The organism is Cellulomonas sp. ES6 (assembly GCF_030053835.1).
In the GTDB taxonomy this organism is placed as follows: Bacteria; Actinomycetota; Actinomycetes; order Actinomycetales; family Cellulomonadaceae; genus Cellulomonas.
This window is the reverse complement of sequence record NZ_CP125655.1, coordinates 3,967,159-3,990,419: the sequence shown is the minus strand read 5'-3', so window position 1 is coordinate 3,990,419 and position 23,261 is coordinate 3,967,159. Positions and strand designations below refer to the sequence as shown.

The following is a 23,261-nucleotide window of genomic DNA, read 5'->3' as shown; positions in this document are numbered from 1 at the left end:
CGGTGGCAGCACCGGCAGCACCGGCAGCACCGGGGGCACCGCCGTGCCTGAGGGCGACATCCTGCGCCGCACCGCCCGGAGGCTCGACGAGGCGCTCGCCGGCCGCGAGCTCGTGCGCGCGGACCTCCGCTGGCCGACCGCCGCCACCGTGGACCTCGTGGGGCGCACCGTGCTCGGCACCGCGTCGTACGGCAAGCACCTGCTGACGCGGTTCGACGACGGCCGCACCCTGCACACGCACCTGCGGATGGACGGGTCCTGGCGGGTGGCCCGCACCGGCACGCCCGGCGCTCGCGCGGCCGGCCCGGCCGTCCGGGCGGTGCTCGGCAACGCGACGTGGACGGCGGTCGGCGAGCTGATCGGGATGCTCGACGTCGTGCCGACGCGCGACGAGCACACCCTCATCGGTCACCTCGGGCCCGACCTGCTGGCCGACGACTTCGAGACGACGGGTCTGCCCGAGGCGCTGCGGCGCTGGGAGGCCCGCGGCGCGACCCCGGTGTGCGAGGTGCTGCTCGACCAGACCGTCGTCGCCGGCATCGGGACGATCTACATGGCCGACTCGCTGTTCCTCGAGCGCATCTGGCCGTGGACCCCCGCCGACGAGGTGCCGGACCCCGGCCGGCTGCTGCGCGTCGCCCGGGCGATCATGCTCCGGTCCGTCGGCACCGCGCTCCCCAGCACGACGGGCGAGACGTACCGGGGCCGCACGACGTGGGTCCACGGGCGCCTGCGCGAGCCGTGCCGCCGCTGCGGCGCACCGGTGCGCCGGGGGCTCGCGGGGGCCCCGCCGCGGGAGCGTCCGGCGTACTTCTGCGGGGTGTGCCAGCGCCCCGCGACCACCCACCGCTGAGCGCCCCGGACGCGACGACGCCCGGCCGTCCCGCCGAGCGAAGGGCGGGAGCGACCGGGCGTCGCGTGTGCATGGGGGTTCGTCCCCGCGGGTTCAGCCGACCGGTGCGAGCTCCGGGCGGTGGCGGGTCCAGGAGCTGTCCTGGCCACCGAGCGCCGACGCGAGGTCGACGGGGACCGTGTCGGGGATCAGCAGACCCTCGGCGACGGCGATGCGGTCGCTCACCTCGCGCAGCACGAGCGACAGAGGTACGTCGAGCGCCTCGCAGATGCTGGCCAGCAGCTCCGACGACGCCTCCTTCTGACCGCGCTCGACCTCGCTGAGGTAGCCCAGCGAGACCCGGGCGGCGGAGGACACCTCGCGCAGGGTCCGACCCTGCCGCTGGCGGGCATCCCGCAGCACGTCACCGATCTCTCGGCGCAACACGACCATCCGGCGTCCTCCTCTCATGTCCCGATCCTGCTCCTGCCGCACCGCCGGGGCGCCCGCGGGCGCGGTCCGGACGAGTGCGACACCCTTGTGGCCCCGCGTGGGGAGGCTCCCACCGTACATGTCGCTGCCACGACGGGCAGCGCCGGGACGGGTGGACGGCCTGGTGTTCATCACGTGGGGTCCAACGTCGGTGCGGGGTCCCGTGTTCCCGGGTCGCCGGGCGCGGGCGCCTCCCGCACCACCCGGAGCGCCTCCGCGAGGACGGCGTCGCAGGTCGCGGCGCGGATCGCCGCGCGACCGCCCACCAGCGCGAGCGTGCGCACCACCGTGCCCGCAGGGGTCGCCACCGCGACGTGGACGGTCCCGGGTGAAAATCCGTCCTGCGGCTCCGGGCCGGCGACGCCGGTGGTCGCGAGCCCGACGTCGGCGCCGAGCAGCGCGCGCACCTGCTCCGCCATCTGCCGGGCGACCTCGGGGTGCACCGCCCCGTGCGCGGCGAGCAGCTCCCGGTCGACGCCCAGCACCGAGCCCTTCACGTCCGTGGCGTACGCGACGACTCCCCCGCGCAGCGACTGCGACGCCCCCGGGACGTCGACCAGCGCGGCGGCGACCAGCCCGCCCGTCAGCGACTCGGCGACGGCCACGGTCCAGCCGCGGTCCCGCAGCGCCGCGAGCAGCCCGGCCGCGTGCCCGTCGCGGCGTCCGGACCCGTCGCTCATCGCGGCGACGTCACCGCCCCGCCGTCCCCGCGGGGCGACGTCGTGCCGGTCTCGGCGGCGCGGCGGGCGGCGTCCGGGGACCCGCCCGCGGCGTGCTCCCGGTGGACCCGCACGGCGGTGCGCACGTAGTCGGCGCCGGTGACGAGCGTGACCACGACGGCCGCCCCCATGAGCACGGCGGCCACCACGTGCACCCACACCGGCAGGGAGCCGAGCGGCAGCAGGTACAGGCCGACGGCCAGCGACTGCAGCACGGTCTTGATCTTCCCGCCCCGCGACGCCGGCAGCACCAGGTAGCGCAGCAGGAAGAACCGCATCACCGTGATGCCGAGCTCGCGCACGAGGATCGCGGCCGTCACCCACCAGGAGAGCTCCCCGAGCCACGACAGCGCCACGAGCGCGGTCCCGATCAGCGCCTTGTCGGCGATGGGGTCCAGCAGCTTGCCGAGGTCGGTCACCAGCCCGAGCCGCCGCGCCAGGTACCCGTCCACGCGGTCGGTCGCCGCGGCGAGGGCGAACAGCGCCGTCGCGACCAGGCGCCACACCACGTCCTCGCCGCCGTCCACCAGCAGCGCCCACGCGACGAACGGCACCACGACGATGCGCAGCACCGTCAGGACGTTGGCGACGTTCCACGGCGAAGGGCGGCTCACCCCGACAGCCTACGGGCAGCGGTCCCCTGCCTCCGAGCGCACCGCCCCGGCGCGCGGGTCAGCGCAGGTCGTCGGCGTCGTCGAAGTAGTCGACGGCCTCCGGGGGCTCCCCCGGCATCCGGCCGTCGGGCGCCGCGTACCGGTCGCCCTCCCCGGCGGCCTCACCGCCGGGCTCGCCGCGGAGCATCGCCAGCGTGCCGGGCAGGTCGTCGGGCGTCACGAGCACCTCGCGCGCCTTCGAGCCCTCGGACGGGCCGACGATCTCCCGCGACTCGAGCAGGTCCATGAGGCGGCCCGCCTTGGCGAACCCGACGCGGAGCTTGCGCTGCAGCATCGACGTCGACCCGAACTGCGTCGTGACGACCAGCTCCGCGGCCTGCAGCAGCAGGTCGAGGTCGTCGCCGATGTCCTCGTCGACCTGCTTCTTGGCGGGCGCCGCCGCGACGTCCTCGCGGTACACGGGCTTGAGCTGCTGCTTCACGTGCTCGACGACCGCGTGGATCTCCGACTCCGAGACCCAGGCGCCCTGCGTGCGCATCGGCTTGGCGGCGCCCATGGGGAGGAACAGCGCGTCACCCTGCCCGATGAGCTTCTCGGCGCCCGGCTGGTCCAGGACGACACGGGAGTCGGTGAGCGACGACGTGGCGAACGCGAGCCGGGACGGCACGTTCGCCTTGATGAGGCCCGTGACCACGTCGACCGACGGGCGCTGCGTGGCGAGCACCAGGTGGATGCCGGCGGCACGCGCGAGCTGGGTGATCCGCTGGATCGACGCCTCGACGTCCCGCGGGGCCACCATCATGAGGTCCGCGAGCTCGTCGACGATCACGAGCAGGTACGGGTACGGCGCGATCTTGCGCTCGGAGCCGGGCAGCGGCTTCACCTTGCCGGCCTTCACCGCGACGTTGAAGTCGTCGATGTGCTTGAACCCGAACATCGCGAGGTCGTCGTACCGCGCCTCCATCTCCCGGACCACCCATTCGAGGGCCTCGGCGGCCTTCTTCGGGTTGGTGATGATCGGGGTGATGAGGTGCGGGATGCCCTCGTAGATCGTGAGCTCGACGCGCTTCGGGTCGACGAGCACCATGCGCACCTGGTCCGGCGTGGACCGCATGAGGATCGACACGATCATGGAGTTGACGAAGGACGACTTGCCCGCGCCGGTCGCGCCCGCGACCAGCAGGTGCGGCATCTTCGCGAGGTTCGCCGTGACGTAGCCGCCCTCGACGTCCTTGCCGACGCCGATGACCATCGGGTGCTCGGAGCGCCGGGCCGCGCTCGACCGGAGCACGTCACCGAGCGACACGGTCTCGCGGTCGGTGTTGGGGATCTCGATGCCGATGGCGGACTTGCCGGGGATCGGCGACAGGATGCGCACGTCCGCGGACGCCACGGCGTACGCGATGTTCTTGCTGAGCGCCGTGACCCGCTCGACCTTGACGCCCTTGCCGAGCTCGACCTCGTACCGCGTGACGGTCGGCCCGCGCGTGAAGCCGGTGACCTGCGCGTCGATCTCGAAGTTCTCCAGGACGCTCGTCAGCGCCTCGACCACGCGGTCGTTCGCGGCGGAGCGGACCTTGTGCGGCGCGCCCTTCGCGAGGGAGTCCTCCGACGGGAGCGTGTAGAGCACGTCGCCGCCGAGCATCGGCTGCTCGCCGCGGGGCACGCCCGTCGGCGGCGGCGGCACGGGCTCGTGCGCGGTGGACACCGCCGTGACGGCCTGGGTCGGGGCGGTCCCGGGCGCGACCGGGGCACCGGCCGCCGCCGGGCCGGCGTCCGGCGCGTCGAGCTCGTCCGGGTCGAGGACGGCGGTCGCCTCCTCCTCGCGGCGGCGCGCCTCGACGTAGGCCGCGCGCTCGAACGCCTCGTCGCCCACGTAGCCGTCCAGGCGGCCGTCGTCCGGGACGGGCGCGGCGGCGGCACGCCGCAGCCTCCCGAGCAGCCCGCGGCGGGTCGGCTTCTCCGGCTCCTCGACCGCCGTGTGGCCGGCGTTGATCACCAGGGGCGCGTCGTCGTCCTCGGGCTCCTCGTCGCGGTGGTTGCCCGTGAGGCGGTCGTACAGCGCCCGCAGCCGCGGCCCGATCTGGTTCACCGGGGTCGCCGTCACGACCAGCACCCCGAAGAACGCGAGCAGGACCAGCAGCGGCACGGTCGCCCACGCGGTCACGAGGCTGACCAGGGGCGTGCCGACCAGGTAGCCGACGATGCCGCCCGCGTCCCGGACCGCCTCGAACCCGCCCGACGGGGCCGGCAGGCCCTGCTGGACGTGCACCAGCCCGCAGGCGGCCAGCGTGATCGCGGTCAGGCCGATCGTGATGCGCGAGTTCGCCTGGTTGCGGTCGGGGTGCCGCATGAGCCGCACCGCGATGCCGACGAGCACCACCGGGACCGCAGCCGCGACGCGCCCGAACGTGCCCGCGACGACGACGTGCACCGCGTCGCCGGCCATGCCGTCGAGCCCCCACCACTCGCGCGCCGCGACGACGATCGCGAGCGCGAGCAGGAAGAACGCCGCGCCGTCGCGCCGCAGCGCCGGGTCGAGGTCGCGGGCACCGTGGCCGATGCGCCGCGCCGCGCCGCCGACGACGTGCGCGCACCCCATCCAGATCCCCCGGACCATCCGGACCGGCAGCGCGGGTCGGGGGGCGGGCGCGGGGCCGCGCGAGCCGGACGAGCGCCCCGCCGGCGCCGCGGCGCGGGCGCGCGACGACGGCGCAGCCGCACGGGTGGCGGTGGAGGACGGACGTGCGGCCATGTTCCTCACGGTAGCCGCGCCGGGGCGTCCGGCGCGGCAGGCGCCTCGGCGTGGCCCTCGTCGGACCCCGGCCGCGGGCTCAGAACGCGCCGAGGTCGGCCATCGCGGCGGAGATCCTCGGCGCGAGCGTGGCCGCGAAGGTCGGGGTCATGTGGTTGGTGTCCTTGTGGGTGACGACCCCCCCGACGACCGAGTGGCAGGTGTCCGGGTCGCAGAACGCGTCGTAGAGGTCGAGCGCCTCCAGCCGCGGGTCCTGCACGCCCTGCGCGGCGACCATCGCCAGGTCCGGGCCGACGAGCTGGTCGCGCGGCCGCGTGCACGGGTCGTCGGACGGTCCCGACGCCTCCACGCACTCAGGGACGGAGACGTCCCACAGCGGGACGTCGCTGACGACCAGCAGGCGGTGTCCGGCGTCGAGCCACTGCTGCCACGTCGCGCGGTAGGCGGAGACGATCTGCGCGTCCACCTCCTCGCCGAGGCCTCGGTAGCCCTGCGCCGCGCCCGAGGTGATGACCACCGAGGCGTCGAGGCCCGCCACGTAGTCGAACACCTGCGACTTCCAGGTGGTGCACGGCTCCTCGTGCTCGCGTGCGACCGGCGAGTCGAACTGCGGCAGGACGGGGCGGCACGAGGTCAGGAACACCTCGACGACTGCCATCCCCCGGTCGGCCGCGAGGGAGACGACGGGCGCCATGAGGTGGTTCGCGTGCGAGTCCCCGACCACCACGACGACTCCCCCGCCGGTGTCGCGCCCGACGTCGCAGCGCTCGACGACGAGCCCCGGGACGACGGCGCAGGTCCGGCGGAACCGGTCGTCACGCTCGGCGCGGATGCCGAGGAAGTCCTCCTGGGTGTCGGCGGCGGCCTCCACCGGCCCGTAGTCGTCCCGGACGGTGTGGCTGCCCGGGCAGGACGCCCCGGGCAGCGCAGCTGCGGCGCCGAAGCAGGGCTCGTCGCCCGCGACCGCCCGGTCCACCACGCCGGCCAGGCTCGAACCGTGGCGTTCGACCTGGGCGTCGGTGACGGCCACCGGTGCCAGGACCGCGCCGGCCAGCACCGCACTGGCCCCCACACCGGCCAGCACCACCCGACCCGACCGCCACCCCCGCGGCGACCACCGCCGCACCGGGTCCTCCACCCACCGCGTCGTCGCCCACGCCAACGGCACCAGCCCCGCGAGCACCACCAGCTTCTCCGCCCACCACAACGGACGACCCAGCACGTACGGCGCCAGCACCACCACCGGCCAGTGCCACAGGTACAACGCGTAGGAGATCCGCCCGACCAGCTGCACCGGCGCCAGCTCCACCACCCGCGCCACCACCGACCCCTGCGGATACCCGAACGCGATCACCAGCACCGCACCGACCACCGGCACCACCGCCACCCACCCCGGGAACGCCGTCGCACCGTCCAGCACCACCGCCGACCCCACGACCAGACCCACCCCGGCCACCATCGCCACACCCGCCAGCACCGGACGCGCCGCCCGCCGCGCACCCAGCCCCAGCACCGCGACCAGGCCACCGGCCACGAACTCCCACACGTGCGTCGGCGTCGCGTAGTACGCCACCACCTGATCGGCCGCCGTCCACCACACCGACACCACGAACGACACCGACCCCAGCAGCACCAGACCGGCCAGCACCACCCGCCGACCCGCCACACCCACCCGCGCCGCCACCGCCAGCAGCACCAGCAGCAACAACGGCCACACCAGGTAGAACTGCTCCTCCACCCCCAACGACCAGTAGTGCTGCACCGGCGAGTCCGCGTTGTCCGCCGCGAAGTAGTCCACCGACCGCGCCGCGAACAACCAGTTCCCCGCATACACCGCACTCGCCGCCACACCCGTCAGGAACTGCCCCCACAAGCTGCGCGGCACCACCACCACCGTCGCCACCGCCGTCACCAGCAGCACGAGCAACGCCGCCGGCAGCAGACGACGCACCCGACGCGCGTAGAACGGACCCAACCGGATCCCGCCCCCACGCTCCGCCGAACGCAGCAGGTGATCGGTGATCAAGAACCCCGAGATCACGAAGAACACGTCCACACCGACATAGCCACCCGTCAACCGCGACGGCCACAGGTGGAACACCACCACCAACGACACCGCCACAGCCCGCAACGCCTGGATGCTCGGCAGGAACGTCAACGCCCCCCGCACCCGCGCACGCCGCACCACCGGCCGCGCAGCAGCCACCTCGTTCAGCACCGCGGCAGGCTAGCAGCACCTGACCGGCGCACCTGTCACGACAGGTGCGCCGGTCAGGGGCGGTGCGGGCCGGGATCAGGCCTCGACGACCACCGGGATGATCATCGGCCGGCGGCGGAGCCGGTTCGAGACCCAGCGTCCCACGACGCGCCGCACGACCTGCTGGAGCTGCTGCGTGTCGACCGCGCCGGAGCGCGTCGCGTCCTCGAGCGCCGCCACGACGTCCGGGAGGATCGTGTCGAACACCGCGTCGTCCTCGGCGAACCCGCGCGCCTGGATGGTCGGCGTCGCGAGGACCTTGCCGTCCGTGGAGCTGACGACCGCGAAGATCGAGATGAACCCCTCGTCGGCGAGGATCCGGCGGTCCTTGAGGTCGGTCTCGGTGATGTGGCCGACGCTCGAGCCGTCCACGAACACGTACCCGCACGGCACCGCGCCGACGACGCTCGCGCGCCCGTCGACCAGGTCCACGACCACGCCGTCCTCGGCGAGCACGACCCGGTCCGCCGGGACGCCCGACTTCACGGCGAGCGCACCGTTCGCCACGAGGTGGCGGACCTCGCCGTGCACCGGCATCACGTTGCGCGGCCGCAGGATGTTGTAGCAGTACAGGAGCTCGCCGGCGCTCGCGTGGCCGGAGACGTGCACCTTGGCGTTCCCGCCGTGCACGACGCGCGCGCCGAGCCGCGTGAGCCCGTTGATGACGCGGTACACCGCGTTCTCGTTGCCCGGGATCAGGGACGACGCGAGGATCACCGTGTCACCGGGGCCGACCGAGATCTTGTGGTCGTTGTTCGCGATCCGGGACAGCGCGGCCATCGGCTCGCCCTGCGACCCGGTGCACATGAGCACCAGCTCGTCGTCGCGCAGGTCGCCGAGACGCTTCGCGTCCACGAGGACGCCGTCGGGCACCTTGAGGTACCCGAGCTCGGCGGCGATCGTCATGTTGCGGATCATCGAGCGCCCCACCAGCGCGACCTTGCGGTCGTGCGCCGCGGCGGCGTCGAGGACCTGCTGCACGCGGTGCACGTGCGAGGAGAACGACGCGACGACGATCTTGCGGGCGGACGTGGCGAACACGCTGTCGAGCACCGGCCCGATCTCCCGCTCCGGGCTGACGAAGCCCGGCACCTCGGCGTTGGTGGAGTCGACCATGAACAGGTCGACGCCCTTCTCCCCCAGCCGCGCGAACGCGCGCAGGTCGGTGATCCGCCCGTCGAGCGGCAGCTGGTCCATCTTGAAGTCGCCGGTGTGCAGGACGGTGCCGGCGGGCGTCGTCACGGCGACGGCGAGCGCGTCCGGGATCGAGTGGTTCACCGCGACGAACTCGCAGGAGAACGCGCCGACCTGCTCGGTCTGCCCCTCCTTGACCGCGAGGGTCAGCGGGGTGATGCGGTGCTCCTTGAGCTTCGCCTCGACGAACGCCAGCGTGAGCTGCGAGCCGATCAGCGGGATGTCCTGCCGCAGGCGCAGCAGGTACGGGACGGCGCCGATGTGGTCCTCGTGCCCGTGGGTCAGCACGATGCCGTCGATGTCGTCGAGCCGGCCGGAGATGTAGTCGAAGTCCGGCAGGATCAGGTCGACGCCGGGCTGGTGGTCCTCCGGGAACAGCACGCCGCAGTCGATGACGAGCAGGCGACCGCCGTACTCGAGGACCGCCATGTTGCGTCCGACCTCGCCGAGGCCACCGAGGGCCACGATCCGCAGACCGCCCTCCGGGAGCGTGGGCGGGAGGGCGAGGTCAGGGTGCGGGTGGGACATTCTTCTCCTGGTCTGTCACTGCGTGGTGGCGAGGACGTCGGCGAGGCCCGCGGCGCGCAGTCCCGCGCGGACGACCTGGACGTCCTCGTCCGACGCGGCCACGTTGGGCAGCCGCAGGTGTCGGGACGGGATGAGACCGAGGGACCAGACGGCGGCCTTCGCCGCGACCGCCTGGAACCCCTGTCCGTTGAGCGCGTCGACCGCCGGTGCGATCGACAGGAAGACCTCGAGCGCGCGAGCGTGGTCCCCGGCGTCGTGGGCCGCGGTGATCGCGGCGAGCTGCGGGCCGGCCACGTGGCCGACCACCGAGACGATGCCGGCGGCGCCGTGCGCGAGGAACGGCAGCAGCAGCGAGTCGTCGCCGCTGTACCAGGCGAGCCCCGTCCGGGCGGCGGCCTTCGCGGCGGCGTACACGTCGCCGGTCGCGTCCTTCACGGCGACCACCCGGTCGTGCGCGGCGAGCGCGTCGAGCGTCGGCTGCGCGAGGCGGACGCCCGTGCGGCCCGGGACGTCGTAGAGCATCACGGGCAGCGGCGTGGAGTCCGCGACCGCGGTGACGTGGGCGACCACGCCGGGCTGCGACGGGCGCGAGTAGTACGGGCTGACCACGAGCAGGCCGTCGGCGCCCGCCTCCGCGGCCTGCTCCGCCATGCGCACCGCGTGGAGCGTGTCGTTGGAGCCCGCGCCCGCCACGACGGCCGCGCGGTCGCCGACGGCGTCGACGACGGCGCGCACCAGGTCGGCCTTCTCCGGCGCGTGCGTGGTGGGCGACTCGCCCGTGGTGCCGTTGAGCACCAGGCCGTCGTGCCCGTGGTCCACGAGGTGCGTGGCGAGGGAGACGGCGGCGTCCAGGTCGACCGAGCCGTCGTCCCGCATGGGCGTCACCATGGCGGTGAGCACCGCGCCGAACGGACGCGACGGGGTGGCGGGGAGCATGGGGTCACGGTACCGCTCCACACCCCCCGCCCGCGCTCCGCGTCCACCCGCTGCCGGGTCAGGACGGGTGCGCCGCCAGCCAGCCGGCCAGCCTGTCGGGGCGGTCGGTGATCACCGCGTCGACCCCCAGCGCCGCCGCGACGGCCCAGTGCTCGGGCTCGTCGAGCGTCCACACCATGACCTGCAACCCGGCCGCGTGCAGCCGCGCGACCAGCTCCGGGTGCTGCACCAGCAGCGGGCCGTACGGGTTGCAGGTCACGACGCCCAGGCCGGTGCAGACCCGCACCAGCTCGTCCACGCCGTCCGGCACCTCGAACACCAGCAGGCCGCGGCGCAGCGCGGGGTCGGCCTCCGCGAGCGCCGCCACCGACTCCGGCCAGAAGCTCTGCCCGACCACCCGCCCGGTCAGCCCGGCCTCACGGATCGCCGCGGTGACGGGGCGCACCTGCTCGGTCGTCCACGCGCCCTTGAGCTCCAGCAGCAGCTCGATGCCCGGCCGCCGCACCAGCAGCTCCAGCACCTCGTCGAACGTCGGCACCCGCTGGCCCCGGTAGGCCGCGGCGAACCACGAGCCGGCGTCGAGGGCGCGCAGCGCGTCGAGCGGCAGCTCGGCCACGCTCCCCTGCCCGTCCGTGGTCGCGTCCACCGTGTCGTCGTGGATCACCACGACGTGGCCGTCCGCGGTGCGCTGGATGTCGATCTCGATGCTGTCCGCCCCGGCGCGCCACGCCGCCTCGAACGCCGCGAGGGTGTTCTGCGGGGCGACCGCCGAGTTGCCGCGGTGGGCGACCACGCGCGGGCGCGACGCCAGCACCGGCGGCGCCCCGGCACCGGGGCCGCCCGCGAGGGCGACCCCGGTCCGGTCCTGCGACGCGTCGGTCACAGGTACGGCTCCACGTTCTCGCGGTACGCCGTCTCGATCTGCGGCGTCACCGAGGCGAACGCCTCGGCCGGGTCGGTGCCCTCGAGCACGATCTGCTCGATCGCGTCGGTGAGCAGCGCGTCGGCGCCGGGCACGAACACGCGGATGTAGTCCTGCGCGCGGGCCTTCTCGGCGAGCTGGTCGACGGCGGTGCGGAACTGCGGGAACTGGTCGTACACGGCCTTCATGGTGTCGGACTCGACCGCCGAGGTGCGCACCGGCATGTAGCCGGTGGCCTGGGAGAACGTCGCGGTGTTCTCGGTGTTCGTGAGGAACTCCAGGAACATCGCCGCGGCGAGCTGCTCCTCCGGGGTGCTGGAGGACGAGATCGCCAGGCCGGTGCCGCCGGTCGGCGTGCCGCCGCCCGCCGGGCCGTCGGGCAGGTAGGCCGTGCCCACCTCGAACGACGCCGCGTCGAGCGCGCCCTTGAGGGAGCCCGTCGAGCCGATGGTCGACGCGATGAGGCCGGACGCGAAGTCCGCCATCGAGTCGTCCGCCGAGACCGTGGCGATCGCGTCGTCGCCGTGGAACAGGCCGCGCAGGAACTCCCCGCCCGCGAGCGCCTCGTCGGAGTCGAGGGTCACGTCGAACTCGTCGGAGTACTCGCCGCCCTGGCCCCAGATCATGTTCTCGAACCACCAGGCCGACCACGACGTGCCCAGGCTCAGGCCGAACGGCGAGCCGCCGTCGGGCACCTGCTCGGCCAGCGCGGTGCTCCACTCCTGGAGCTGCTCCCACGTCTCCGGGCCCTGGTCCGGCAGCCCCGCGGCCTCCCACATCGACTTGTTGTAGTAGAACAGCGGCGTCGACCGGGCGTACGGCGCGGCCCAGTGCTGCCCGTCGTACTCGTAGTCGCCGTACAGGCCGGGCTGGAAGTCGTCGGCGTCCGCCTCGAGGTACTCGAAGACGTCGTCGAGCGGCATGATCTGGTCGTTCAGGTGGTACCGGAACCACCAGACGTCGGACGCGATGACCAGGTCCGGCTTCTCGTCCGTCTGCGAGGCGGCCTGGAACCGCTGCGCGACCTCGTCGTAGTTGGCGCCGGCGGTCACGAGGTTCACCGTGATGTCCGGGTTCTCGGCCTCGAAGGCCTCGATGAGCTGCTCCTCGACGGCCTGCGACTGGCCGGGGTGGTTCGACCACCAGGTGATCTCGGACGCCGGCTCGACCTGCGACCAGTCGGTCGAGTCGGCCGAGGCCTCGCCGGACGAGCCGGCGCCCACGGCGGGGCCGCCGCAGGCGGTCAGGGCGAGCGTGGCGCCGGCGACGGCAGCGGCCAGTCCGACGGTGACGCGGCGGTCACGCAGGAGGCTGCGGGGGTGGGACACGTGAGTGCTCCTTCAGGGGGTCGTGCACCGGGGGCCGGTGCTCGGGGGACGGGCGCGCAGGGACGCACCCGCCGGTCAGGGGGGTGGGGGGTGACGGGCGGCGCGACGGGCTCAGCCCGTGACGGCGCCCGCGGTGAGGCCGGCGACGAGCCGGCGCTGGAGGAGGAGGAAGACGAGGAGGATCGGCAGCGTCACGACGGTGGTGGCGGCCAGCAGCACGCCCCAGTTGGTCATGCCGTCGATGTTCTGCAGCAGGGTCAGGCCGATCGGCAGGGTCATGCGGTCGGCCCGGTCGATCACGAGGAACGGCCACAGGTAGTCGTTCCACTCGGTGACGACGGACACGAGCGTCACGGCCGCGATGGTCGGCGTGCTCATCGGCACGACGAACCGCCACAGGCGCCGCCAGTGCCCCGCGCCGTCCAGCTCCGCGGCCTCGAGGATCGACCCGGGGAGCGTGAGGAAGTGCTGACGGAACAGGAACGTGCCGAACGCGCTCGCCAGGCCCGGCACGAGGATGCCCTGGTAGGTGTTCAGCCAGCCGAGGCTCGCCACCAGGGTGTAGTTCGGGATGATCGTCACCTGCGGCGGGATCATCAGGGTCGCGATGACGAGCCCGAACACGACCTTCTTGAACGGGAAGTCGAGGAACACCAGGGCGTAGGCGCAGGCCAGCCCGAGCACGACCTTGAGGCCCGCCCCGACCACGGTGATCCCGATGCTGTTCGCCAGCAGCCGGCCGAGCGGCACGGTGCTCGCCGCCTGCGCGTAGTTCTCGAGGCTCGGCGCCTCCGGCAGCCACTGCAGCGGCACCTGGTAGAGCTCGCCCGACGACTTGACGCTCGCGAGCAGCATCCACACCAGCGGGGCACCGAGCACCACCGTGGCCAGCACCATCGTCAGGTAGCCCGCCACCGGAGGACGCCGGCGGCGGCCCGGCCGGGACCCCTGGGGCGTGGGGCGGGGCCGACCGCCGGCCGGCGGCTCGGCGTCCGGCGCGGCGGCCGGTCCGCCGGGCGCGGGGGTCCGGCGCGGGTCGCCCTCGGCCACGGGGCGGCGGGTCGTCAGGACGCTCATGCGTAGTGCACCTTCCGCTGGACGAACCGCATCTGCACCGCCGTGACGGCGAGCAGCACGACGAACAGCACCGTCGCGACCGCGGACGCGTAGCCGGCCCGGCCGTTGACGAAGCTCTCCTGGTAGACGGAGTACATGAGCGTCGTCGTCGACCCGAGCGGACCGCCCTGGGTCATGGCCTTGATGAGGTCGAAGGACTGCAGCGACGCGAGCATCATCGTCACGAGCAGGAAGAACGAGGTCGGCGTGAGCAGCGGGAGCACGATCGACCGCAGCGTCCGCGCCGGGGACGCCCCGTCGAGCGCCGCCGCGTCCCTGAGGTCCTGCGGCACCGACTGCAGCCCGGCCAGGTAGATGAGCGCGACGTACCCGAGGTTCTTCCAGAGGTACACCACGATCACCATGACCAGCGGCCAGGGGCGCTCGGTGTACCACTGCGGGGAGCTCGCCCCGACCCAGCTCAGCACCTCGCGCATCAGGCCGTAGCGCGGGTCGAAGATGAACAGCCAGAGGATGCCGACCGCGAAACCGGACAGCACGTAGGGCGCGAACGCCACCGTCCGCGCGAACCCGCGGCCGCGCAGCCGCTGGTTCAGCAGCAGCGCCAGACCGAGGCCCAGCACCATCGCGCCGCCGACGGTCGCGACCGTGAACACCACCGTCGTCCCCGCGACCTGGGCGAAGCCGCGCGAGGTGAACAGCTCGACGTAGTTGCCGAGCCCGATCTGGCGGGCGACCGGGGAGCCGAGGTTCCACTGGAGGGTGGACAGGTAGAACGACTGCACCAGCGGCCGGTACACGAAGACGAGCAGCAGGGCCACGTTCGGCCCGGCGAGCAGCAGGAACCAGAGCAGCGCCGACCGTCGGCGGCGGGAGCGCAGGGCCCCGGTGCGCGCGACCGGCGCGCGGGCCGGCGCGGCGGCCGGCGGCGGGGCGAGGACATCGGCAGTGGTCACGAAGGAGTCCGTATCGGGTCGGGATCAGGTCACGGCCCGCGCCCTTGCGGCCCTCGCCACTCTGCGTCGTGCCCCACCGCCGGCGACAGGGGTCCGCGCCGACGTTCGGCCAGCCTTGTCCCCCCGTTCACCTGCGGCGACGGGCGTCCACCCGCCGGTCAGCCCGGCGCCGCCGGCGGTGCGGCGTCCTACTCTCGGCTCGTGCGTCCCCGATCCCGCCTGCTGCGCCGGCCCGTTCGCGCGCGCACCGGGGCCCCCGATCCGGCCGTGCGCGCCGCCGTGCGGACCGCGGTGTCCGTGTCGCTCGCCACCGGGCTGTACGGGGTGTCGTTCGGGGCGCTGTCCGTCGCCGCGGGGCTGGACGTGCCGCAGACCATGGCCCTGAGCCTGCTGATGTTCAGCGGCGGCTCGCAGTTCGCCGCCGTCGGCGTGCTGGGCGCGGGCGGTGGGGTCGGCGCCGTCGTCGCGACCGCCGGGCTGCTGGGGGCGCGCAACGGGCTCTACGGCGTGCAGGTCGCGCCCCTGCTCGGTGTGCACGGGTGGCGCCGGCTCCTCGCCGCGCACCTCACCATCGACGAGTCCACCGCCGTCGCCACCGCCCAGCCGGGCCCGGCGTCGACCCGCGCCGGGTTCTGGTGGACGGGCGCCGGGGTGTTCGCGCTGTGGAACGCCTTCACCCTGCTCGGGGCGCTGCTGGGCGACGCCCTCGGCGACCCCCGGCGGTACGGCCTCGACGCGGCCGCCGGCGCGGCGTTCCTCGCCCTGCTCTGGCCCCGCCTCGCCGGGCCCCGGACCCGGACCGTGCGGGTGGTCGCCGTGGCGGCTGCGGTGACCGCGCTCGCGCTGACACCCGTCGTCCCGGCCGGCGTGCCCGTGCTCGCCGCGGCTGCGCTGGCGGTCGTGGTCGGCGTCCTCGGGGACCCCGACGGGGAGGGCCCCGGCGCCCGCGGCGGCGGCGGCGCGGACGGGGACTCGGGCGGGTCCGGCGGCCGGCCCGGAGGCGTGTCCGGTGGGCCGGCCGGCGGCGGGTCCGGCGGTGCGGCTGCGGGGCGCGGACTGCCCGACGGGACCGTGGGGCCGGTGGTGCAGCCGTGAGCCGCCTCACCGTGTGGGTGGCGGTGCTCACGTCCGCCGCCGTCGTGCTGGCGACGAAGGTCGCCGGCCACCTGCTGCCCGCCCGCGTGCTCGCCCGCCCCCGCGTCACCCGGACCGCCGCGCTCGTCACCGCCGCGCTGCTCGCCGCCCTGGTCGCCGTGCAGGTCGGGACCACCGACGGCGTGCTCGTCCTCGACGCCCGGCTCGTGGCGCTCGTCGTGGCCGCCGTGGCGCTGCTGCTGCGGGCGCCGTTCGTCGTCGTCGTGCTGCTCGCCGCGGCGACCGCCGCGCTGCTCCGCTACCTCGGGATGCCCTGACCCGCGTCGGACGGCGACCGGGCGCGTCAGACGGCGACCGGGGCCTTGATCGCCGGGTGGTGCTGGTAGTCCTCGACCACCACGTCGTCGAACGAGTAGTCGAACAGGGAGTCCGCGCGCCGCAGCCGCAGCGTCGGGAACGGGTACGGCTCGCGCGTCAGCTGCTCACGCACCTGCTCGACGTGGTTGTCGTAGATGTGGCAGTCGCCGCCGGTCCAGATGAAGTCCCCCGGCTCCAGGCCCACCTGCTGCGCGACCATGTGCGTCAGCAGCGCGTACGAGGCGATGTTGAACGGGACGCCCAGGAACAGGTCCGCGGAGCGCTGGTAGAGCTGGCAGGACAGCCGGCCGTCCGCGACGTGGAACTGGAAGAACGCGTGGCACGGCGCCAGGGCCATCGACGGGATGTCCGCGACGTTCCACGCGGAGACGACGTGACGCCGCGAGTCCGGGTCCCGCCGCAGGTTCTCGAGCAGCTGGGCGAGCTGGTCGACCGTGCCGCCGTCCGGCGTCGGCCACGACCGCCACTGCACGCCGTACACCGGCCCGAGCTCGCCGTCCGCGTCGGCCCACTCGTCCCAGATGCGCACGCCGTGCTCCTGGAGCCAGCGCACGTTCGAGTCACCGCGCAGGAACCACAGCAGCTCCCCCACCACCGAGCGGAGGTGGACGCGCTTCGTCGTCACGAGGGGGAACCCCTCCGAGAGGTCGAAGCGCATCTGGTGCCCGAAGACGCTCCGCGTGCCCGTGCCGGTGCGGTCCGCCTTCGGCGTGCCGGTGTCCAGCACCAGCGCGAGCAGGTCCTCGTAGGGCGTGCGGGTCACGGCGCGGTGCTCGACGGTCATGCGGGCCATCGTAGGCGCGGCCACCGACGCCCCGGGAGCGGCACGCGGCCGGCCCGCCGGGTGCCCGACCGGCCCCGCTCACCGGACCCGCACACGCATCTGCGACCGTGCCGGCACCAGGGGTACGTGCGGCTCACCGCCCTCCCGGCACGGACCCGGTCAGCCGGCACCAGGGGTACGTGCGGCTCACCGTCCTCCCGGCACGGGACCCGGTCACCGCCCCTCAGGAACCGCACGTGCGACCCGAGGTCGTCCCGCCACGGGGCCCGACCCCACCCCCGGAGCAGCACGTGTGCCCACCCCGTGCGCCCCGCGCTCCCCGCCGCAGCGGCACCGCAGCGGCACCGCAGCGGCGTCGCGGCGGCGTCGCGGCGGTGGCGCAGCGGCGTCGCGGCGGTATCGCAGCGGCGTCGCGAGCGCCCCTACCGGCGCGGCCCGTCCCAGGCGGGGAGGTCGACCGCCGGAGTGCGCACGGCCGTCGCGGAGGCGATGCCGTCGACGACCGCCAACTCGAGCGCGTGCGCGGCGGCCGCCTGCAGCTGCACGAGGGCCACCACGCGCTCCGGCCGGGACGCGGGCAGCGACACCTGGCCCGTCGCGAGCGAGAACACCGTGTCCCCGTCGACGAGCGTGTGGACCGGGTCGAGGGCCCGCGCCAGCCCGGCGTGCGCCGCCGTCGCCGTGCGTGACGTCTCCGCCGGGTCGAGGGCCGCGTTCGTCGCGACCACGGCGATCGTCGTGTTCAGGGGCGCGGGCGGGGCCTGGGGCCCGGGGAGCCGCGGCGCCACGGGGCCCGCGCCCGGTCCGGCTCCGGCCGGACCCGAGGCGTCGGTGGAGACCGTCGGCGGCCCGGCGGGCGCGCCGGCTGCGTTGACGACCGCGAGCGCCCCGACGACCACGTGGTCCCACGGGGGCGGGAGCCGGACGGACGCCGTCCCGACGCCGCCCTTGCGTGACTGCATGGCGATCGCCGCGCCGGTGCCCGCCCCGACCGTGCCGCGGTCGACCGGGGCGTGCTCCGCGGCAGCGGCGGCCGCGACGGCTGCCTCGTACCCCATCGCCTCGTCCGGCCGGGCGTCGAACCTCCCGCCGCGGCCGAGGTCGAACACGGCCGCCGCGGGCACGATCGGCACCACCTCCCCGGGCGATGCGCCGACGCGGTATCCCCGGTCGTGCTCGGCGAGCCACCGCTGCACCCCGTGCGCCGTCACGAGCCCGAACGCCGATCCGCCCGTCAGCACCACGGCGTCTGCCGTCGGGACGAGGGTGCGCGGATCCAGCGCGTCGGTCTCGTGCGTGCCGGGTCCGCCGCCCCGCACGTCCACGCCGGCGACGGTGCCGGCCGGCGGCAGCACCACCGTGACGCCGGTGAGCCAGCCGTCACCCGCCCGCGTCACCTGCCCCACCCGGACACCCGTGACATCCGTGATGCTGCCCGAGGACGTGGCGGCCCCGCCGTCGCCGCGGGGCGGAGCGGGAGCGGCGACGGGCTCCGCCGGGGAGTCCTCGGTGGCGCGCGCGGGGCGGGAGTCGTCGGGCGCGGCTGCCTGCGCTGACTCGGTCATGGCTCCACAGTGCCACGTGCGCCGACCCGGCGTGCCGGACGTCACTGGGGCAGACGCGGACGCCGCCGGGGCGACCGCGCGCCGGACGACGACCTGGCCGCGGCTGAACCGTCGGTGCACGGCGCCGTCCCGCGGCCCTCCCTCGCGCCCCGGGCCGCGGTGTCACGCGGACCAGCCACCCCGTCCGGGCCGCTGTGTCACGCGGACCAGCCACCCCGTCCGGACCGCGGTGTCACGCGGACCAGCCACTCCGCCCGGGCTGCGACGTCAGGAGGGCCTGCCAGCGCCTGTCCCGCTCGTCGGCCGCTCACCTGGGGGCACCGGTCAGCCGACCACGGCGTGCAGCACCGCGAACCCCGCGGCTCCCGCTGCGACGGCGACGGGCAGCCGGATCAGCAGCGCCCGGTGGCCTCCCCCGCGACCGAGCAGCGCGACCAGCAGCCCGGCGACGAGGGCGAAGACCAGTGCCTCGTCCGGGCGGCGCAGCACCACCAGGTAGGTCACCAGCGCCTCCGCGAGCCAGCAGCCGGCGAGCAGCGCCGCGCCGGCACCCGCCCACCGCGGGTCGCCGGACCGGGTCCTGCGCCACAGCCGACCCGCCATGCCGAAGACCGGGCCGCCGATCACACCGGCGATGCTCCACAGCAGGATCGACGCCGAGCCGACCGCGAACCCCCGGAGGTCTGCAGCCACGTAGTACCCGGCGACCTGCGCGGCGCAGGTCAGGAGACCGGCCAGCGCTGCGGTGGCCGACCGGCGGGAAGTCGCGCCGACGAGGAACGGCGCGACGAGCCAGGGGCTGACGGCGTTGGCGAGCCCCTGGAACGGGGTGTCGCCGAGCAGTGTCTGCCCGAACGAGGTGAGCGCCCCGGCGAGCAGACCCGCGGCGACCGCGAGAGCGAGCGCGGCGGGCCACCCCACCGTGCGGAGGGCACCGGAGGGCTGGGCGGCGGAGGGCTGGGCAGTGGTCGCGGGGGCGTGCGGGCTCGTGGTCGTCACGCCCCCATCCGACCGCACAAGGGGCGCGCACGTCGTCCGACCTCGGCCGGACAGCGACCGACCGGGCTTCCCACCGCAGGCGTACGAGCCGAGCCCGTCCAGGAGGGCGGCTCCGGCCGGCGGCGGCCACCGTCCGAGCGGGAACCCGACGCGGACACCGGTGGTCGGTCTAGAAGGGTGGCGGTGACGGCCACGGGTCCCTCGGCGGCGGGTGCAGGGCGAGCGCGGGGTCGAGGCCGGGCACGCAGCGGTACCGGTGACCGGTCGGCGTGAGCCACTCGAACACGCCGGGGAGCACCTGGCGCAGGACGAAACCTCCGTCGGTCTTCAGCCGGTGGTCCCGCCGGCACAGCGGGCCGAGGTTCCCGGCCCCCGTCGAGCCGAGCGCGGGTCTCTCGTCCGGATCGCTCCCGGGCCGGGCGTGGAACTCGAGCGTGTGGTCGAGGTCGCAGGACTCCGCCGGCACGCCGCATCCCGGCCGGGCGCAGGTGCGGTCGCGCGCGACGACGTGCTCGGCGAGCTCCGTCGTGGGTCGGTAGCGGGTCCGGCCCAGGTCGAGCACCGCGCCGGACAGCGGGTCGGTGACGAGCCGCCGCCAGACCCCTCCCGCGGCGAGGGCCCGGGCGGTCCCGGCGTCGACCGGTCCGTAGCCGGCGAGGTGCGCCGGCTCGTCGTCCTCACCCATGAGGGTGCTCAGCGGGACGGTGACGCGGATCTGGGCGCTGCCCCGTCGCGCCGGGCACCGCGGTCGACCGTCCGGGTTCGGGTCGTCCGGTCGTGCGCCGGTTCCCGCGGATCCCGGTGACGACTGGACCGCGGTCCGGTCGTCCGGCTCGGCACACGCGGTGTGCAGGACGAGGTCCACGAGACCGTCCGCGCGGAGCTGGTCGAGCGTGCGCGGGTCGCCGGCACCGCGAGCCGTCCGCGCCGCGGCCCCGAGCACGGAGTCCAGCCGCATCGCGTCAGCGGCCGGCAGCACCGCCCAGAGACCGGCCATGCCGTCGGGCAGCGCCCGGGGCCGGTCGACCCGCCGTCGGGTCCGCGCGCGTTCGCGCCGTGCGGCGGCGTCGCGGGCGTCCACGGCGATCGCCGCACGCTCGACGTCCGCGCGGAGCTGGGCGGCGGTCCGGGAGTGCGCCCGGGTGAGCACCGCCTCCTGGACGTCCAGGGCGACCACGAGCGGGAGCTCGTCGAGCCGGTCGACGAGGACGCGGGCGCGGACGGCATCGAGGTCACCGCGAGCGAGGGCGTCACCCGTGGCCCCGAGGTGGTGGCCGAACGCGCGCCCGTCGCGGACCAGGCGGCCGGCCGCGCGCGAGGACCACGAGAGCCTCATCGCGAGCTCGTCGCCCGCGACGGACGTCTCGGCCGGCGGGCGCGTGAGGCGCGACCACGGCGGGTTCATCGACGGCCGCTCGGCCAGCAGAGCCGCGTACCGCGCCGCCACGGCGTGCGCCCAGGAGGTGAGGCGCACGGCGGCGGCCGTGAGCTCGACGAGGCCGTGGTCGGAGACGCCGTCCGGGTCCAGGCCCGCCAGGAGCGCGGCGAGCTCGGGCCCCGGGGCCATCGCCGCGACCGGTGGGTCGGTGGTCGGGAGCACGGCCGCGCCCCTCTCCCCTCCTGCCCCCGGCCGGAACGGGAAGCGCGCCACGGGGTCGAGCACGGGGACCGTCGGTGGTACGGCCGCGGCCGGACCCGCAGGCGTCCCCGCGCCACGGGCGCCGGTGCCGGACCGACCGCGCGCGCGTCCGCCGTCCGGCACGAGGGCGCGTGCGCGGGACGAGGGGCGCGCGGACGGGGCGGCCAGCGGGATGCCGCTCGCGGTGCGGACCGACACGTCCACCCGCCGTGCCCGGACCGACCGCAGGACCCGGCTCCGAGTACCCGTTGCGCGCCCCGGCGCACCTCCCGGGGGGACACGCCCGCCACCGGTGCCGGGCGGAACCCCGCGCCCACCGACATCACCCCGGAGCACCCCGCGACCACCCGCGCCGCCCGCGACTCGGGCGGTCGGCGCAGGACGGTCCGGAGCGGATGCCGTCCGCGCGCCGGCGGTCCCGGGCACGCCGCCGACGGTCCCGGGCAAGCCGGCGGTCCCGGGCACGCCGGCGGTCCCGGGCGCGCCGGTCGAGGCACGCCGCGCACGCGCCGCCGGAGCGCGTCCTCGCAGGTCAGATGGCATACGGCGACGCTACCGGCGACCCCCGACACCTCCCGCTCCCCCTCCACAGCCGAGCCCGAGCCGCCACCTGTGGAGGACCGCACGGACCGTGGCTGCCCCACGCCCGACACCCGCGCGGCGGCTCGCAGGGGGTCCCGCAGGTGCCCGCGCGTCCCTCCGGATCCACACTGGACGCATGACGACCTCCCCGCTGCCGCCGTACGTCGCGGCGCACACGCCGACCGGCCTGCTGATCGGCGGCGAGTGGCGCCACGCGCGCGGCGGGGGCACGTTCCCGGTGGTCGACCCGTCCACCACGGACGTGCTGTTCGAGGTCGCCGACGCGACGCCCGAGGACGGCCTGGCGGCGCTCGACGCGGCGCACCGCGCGTTCCCGGCGTGGCGCGAGGTCGCCCCGCGCACCCGCTCGGACCTGCTGCGGGCGGTGTTCGACGCGATGACGGCGCGGGCGGAGGACCTGGCGGCGCTGATCACCGCGGAGGGCGGCAAGCCGCTGGCGGAGGCGCGCGCCGAGGTGCAGTACGCCGCGGAGTTCGTGCGCTGGTACTCGGAGCAGGCGGTGCGCCTGGACGGCCTCGCGCGTCGCGCACCGGCGGGCACGCACCACCAGCTCGTGCTGCGCCGCCCCGTCGGCCCCGCGCTGCTCATCACGCCGTGGAACTTCCCGATCGCGATGATCACCCGCAAGGTCGCGCCGGCCCTGGCGGCGGGCTGCCCGGTCGTCATCAAGCCGGCAGGGCTGACGCCGCTGACGACGGCGTACTTCGCGGAGCTGGTGCGCGCGGAGCTGGACGCCCGGGACCTGCCGACCGGCGTGGTGAACGTGGTCCCGACGTCGTCCTCGGCGGCGGTGACCGGGCCGGTGATCGCCGACCCGCGGCTGCGCAAGCTGTCGTTCACCGGGTCCACGGAGGTCGGGCGGACGCTGCTCAAGCAGGCCGCGGACGGCGTGCTGCGGACGTCGATGGAGCTCGGCGGCAACGCGCCCTTCCTGGTGTTCGAGGACGCCGACCTGGACCTGGCCGTGGAGGCGGCGGTGCAGGCGAAGATGCGCAACGCCGGTCAGACCTGCGTCGCGGCGAACCGCTTCCTGGTGCAGGAGCCGGTCGCGGCCGAGTTCACGGACCGCCTGACCGCGGCGTTCGAGCGCCTGGTCGTCGGCCGCGGGACCGACCCGGACGTGACCGTCGGCCCGCTGATCGAGCGCTCCGCGGTGGACCGGGTCGACGAGCTCGTGGCGGACGCCGCGGACGCCGGGGCGCGGGTCCGCACCGGCGGCGAGCGCCCCGGCGGGCGCGGGTACTTCTACCGGCCGACCGTGCTCGACCGGGTGCCGGAGGACGCCCGGGCGGTGCGCGAGGAGGTGTTCGGCCCCGTGGCGCCGGTGGTGACGTTCGGCTCGGAGGACGACGGCGTCCGGCTGGCGAACGCGACGGAGTTCGGCCTGGTCGCCTACGCGTGCACCCGTGACGTCGGCCGGGTGATGCGCCTGGCCGAGCGCGTCGAGACGGGGATGCTCGGGATCAACCGCGGGATGGTGTCCGACGCGTCGGCCCCGTTCGGCGGCGTGAAGTCCTCGGGCATCGGCCGCGAGGGCGGCGAGGCCGGCATCGAGGAGTACCTGGAGCCGCTGTACGTGGCATTGTGA

19 protein-coding genes are annotated in these 23,261 nt (G+C 75.3%); 4 read left to right on the top strand and 15 right to left on the bottom strand.

Annotated elements, in window-relative coordinates:
* Positions 1-43 precede the first annotated feature (43 nt).
* Positions 44-853 carry a DNA-formamidopyrimidine glycosylase family protein gene (locus P9841_RS18405; RefSeq protein ID WP_283320008.1) on the top strand — a complete coding sequence of 270 codons (810 nt, stop codon included), beginning with the start codon at positions 44-46 and terminating at the stop codon, positions 851-853.
* Between the two features lie 93 nt (positions 854-946).
* On the opposite strand, the gene P9841_RS18400 is transcribed toward P9841_RS18405, so the two are convergent.
* The 11 genes from P9841_RS18400 to P9841_RS18350 form a co-directional block, all read right to left on the bottom strand.
* On the bottom strand, positions 947-1,285 hold the full coding sequence (locus P9841_RS18400; RefSeq protein WP_222172749.1) for a helix-turn-helix domain-containing protein: 339 nt from the start codon (positions 1,283-1,285) through the stop codon (positions 947-949).
* Positions 1,286-1,455: 170 nt separating this feature from the next.
* Positions 1,456-2,004, bottom strand: a complete 549-nt coding sequence (locus P9841_RS18395) for a CinA family protein (RefSeq protein ID WP_283320007.1) — start codon at positions 2,002-2,004, stop codon at positions 1,456-1,458.
* Positions 2,001-2,657, bottom strand: a complete 657-nt coding sequence (gene pgsA, locus P9841_RS18390) for a CDP-diacylglycerol--glycerol-3-phosphate 3-phosphatidyltransferase (RefSeq protein WP_283320006.1) — start codon at positions 2,655-2,657, stop codon at positions 2,001-2,003. Before pgsA ends, P9841_RS18395 begins: the two co-directional genes overlap by 4 nt.
* A 58-nt stretch (positions 2,658-2,715) precedes the next feature.
* Positions 2,716-5,277 carry an FtsK/SpoIIIE family DNA translocase gene (locus P9841_RS18385; protein WP_283322015.1) on the bottom strand — a complete coding sequence of 854 codons (2,562 nt, stop codon included), beginning with the start codon at positions 5,275-5,277 and terminating at the stop codon, positions 2,716-2,718.
* Between the two features lie 214 nt (positions 5,278-5,491).
* On the bottom strand, positions 5,492-7,630 hold the full coding sequence (locus P9841_RS18380) for an acyltransferase family protein (RefSeq protein ID WP_283320005.1): 2,139 nt from the start codon (positions 7,628-7,630) through the stop codon (positions 5,492-5,494).
* Positions 7,631-7,705: 75 nt separating this feature from the next.
* Positions 7,706-9,391, bottom strand: a complete 1,686-nt coding sequence (locus P9841_RS18375) for a ribonuclease J (RefSeq protein ID WP_283320004.1) — start codon at positions 9,389-9,391, stop codon at positions 7,706-7,708.
* Positions 9,392-9,406: 15 nt separating this feature from the next.
* The gene (gene dapA, locus P9841_RS18370) at positions 9,407-10,327 is read right to left on the bottom strand and encodes a 4-hydroxy-tetrahydrodipicolinate synthase (RefSeq protein ID WP_283320003.1); all 921 of its coding nucleotides are present in this window, start codon (positions 10,325-10,327) and stop codon (positions 9,407-9,409) included.
* Between the two features lie 58 nt (positions 10,328-10,385).
* Complete coding sequence (locus tag P9841_RS18365) at positions 10,386-11,210, bottom strand: glycerophosphodiester phosphodiesterase (RefSeq protein ID WP_283320002.1); 825 nt, start codon at positions 11,208-11,210, stop codon at positions 10,386-10,388.
* Complete coding sequence (locus tag P9841_RS18360) at positions 11,207-12,577, bottom strand: ABC transporter substrate-binding protein (RefSeq protein WP_283320001.1); 1,371 nt, start codon at positions 12,575-12,577, stop codon at positions 11,207-11,209. Before P9841_RS18360 ends, P9841_RS18365 begins: the two co-directional genes overlap by 4 nt.
* Positions 12,578-12,688: 111 nt before the next feature.
* Positions 12,689-13,654, bottom strand: coding sequence for a carbohydrate ABC transporter permease (locus P9841_RS18355; protein WP_283320000.1), 966 nt, complete (start codon positions 13,652-13,654; stop codon positions 12,689-12,691).
* A complete protein-coding gene (locus P9841_RS18350; protein WP_502848076.1) occupies positions 13,651-14,610 on the bottom strand; it encodes a carbohydrate ABC transporter permease in 960 nt (319 codons plus the stop codon). The genes P9841_RS18355 and P9841_RS18350 overlap by 4 nt, the downstream gene beginning before the upstream one ends.
* Positions 14,611-14,832: 222 nt before the next feature.
* Between P9841_RS18350 and P9841_RS18345 the strand changes: the two genes are divergently transcribed.
* Positions 14,833-15,705 (top strand): AzlC family ABC transporter permease, encoded by an 873-nt coding sequence (locus tag P9841_RS18345; RefSeq protein ID WP_502848938.1) that lies wholly within the window; start codon positions 14,833-14,835, stop codon positions 15,703-15,705.
* On the top strand, positions 15,702-16,022 hold the full coding sequence (locus P9841_RS18340) for an AzlD domain-containing protein (RefSeq protein WP_283319999.1): 321 nt from the start codon (positions 15,702-15,704) through the stop codon (positions 16,020-16,022). The genes P9841_RS18345 and P9841_RS18340 overlap by 4 nt, the downstream gene beginning before the upstream one ends.
* A 26-nt stretch (positions 16,023-16,048) precedes the next feature.
* Here P9841_RS18340 and P9841_RS18335 read toward each other — a convergent pair whose 3' ends face one another.
* From P9841_RS18335 to P9841_RS18320, 4 genes are all read right to left on the bottom strand, one after another.
* Positions 16,049-16,867, bottom strand: coding sequence for a thymidylate synthase (locus tag P9841_RS18335; protein WP_283319998.1), 819 nt, complete (start codon positions 16,865-16,867; stop codon positions 16,049-16,051).
* 422 nt (positions 16,868-17,289) lie between these two features.
* The gene (locus P9841_RS18330; RefSeq protein WP_283319997.1) at positions 17,290-18,432 is read right to left on the bottom strand and encodes a P1 family peptidase; all 1,143 of its coding nucleotides are present in this window, start codon (positions 18,430-18,432) and stop codon (positions 17,290-17,292) included.
* Positions 18,433-18,756: 324 nt separating this feature from the next.
* Positions 18,757-19,431, bottom strand: a complete 675-nt coding sequence (locus P9841_RS18325; RefSeq protein ID WP_283319996.1) for a DUF6518 family protein — start codon at positions 19,429-19,431, stop codon at positions 18,757-18,759.
* Positions 19,432-19,600: 169 nt separating this feature from the next.
* Positions 19,601-21,031, bottom strand: coding sequence for an HNH endonuclease signature motif containing protein (locus P9841_RS18320; protein WP_283319995.1), 1,431 nt, complete (start codon positions 21,029-21,031; stop codon positions 19,601-19,603).
* A 757-nt stretch (positions 21,032-21,788) separates the two neighbouring features.
* Between P9841_RS18320 and P9841_RS18315 the strand changes: the two genes are divergently transcribed.
* A complete protein-coding gene (locus P9841_RS18315) occupies positions 21,789-23,261 on the top strand; it encodes an NAD-dependent succinate-semialdehyde dehydrogenase (protein WP_283319994.1) in 1,473 nt (490 codons plus the stop codon).

What these genes read in the sequence shown, in the direction of transcription:
- P9841_RS18400 (WP_222172749.1), bottom strand. Translation starts at nt 1,285, where the DNA reads ATGGTCGTGTTGCGCCGAGAGATCGGTGACGTGCTGCGGGATGCCCGC.
- P9841_RS18395 (WP_283320007.1), bottom strand. Translation starts at nt 2,004, where the DNA reads ATGAGCGACGGGTCCGGACGCCGCGACGGGCACGCGGCCGGGCTGCTC.
- P9841_RS18385 (WP_283322015.1), bottom strand. Translation starts at nt 5,277, where the DNA reads ATGGTCCGGGGGATCTGGATGGGGTGCGCGCACGTCGTCGGCGGCGCG.
- P9841_RS18375 (WP_283320004.1), bottom strand. Translation starts at nt 9,391, where the DNA reads ATGTCCCACCCGCACCCTGACCTCGCCCTCCCGCCCACGCTCCCGGAG.
- dapA (WP_283320003.1), bottom strand. Translation starts at nt 10,327, where the DNA reads ATGCTCCCCGCCACCCCGTCGCGTCCGTTCGGCGCGGTGCTCACCGCC.
- P9841_RS18355 (WP_283320000.1), bottom strand. Translation starts at nt 13,654, where the DNA reads ATGAGCGTCCTGACGACCCGCCGCCCCGTGGCCGAGGGCGACCCGCGC.
- P9841_RS18335 (WP_283319998.1), bottom strand. Translation starts at nt 16,867, where the DNA reads ATGACCGTCGAGCACCGCGCCGTGACCCGCACGCCCTACGAGGACCTG.
- P9841_RS18330 (WP_283319997.1), bottom strand. Translation starts at nt 18,432, where the DNA reads ATGACCGAGTCAGCGCAGGCAGCCGCGCCCGACGACTCCCGCCCCGCG.
- P9841_RS18315 (WP_283319994.1), top strand. Translation starts at nt 21,789, where the DNA reads ATGACGACCTCCCCGCTGCCGCCGTACGTCGCGGCGCACACGCCGACC.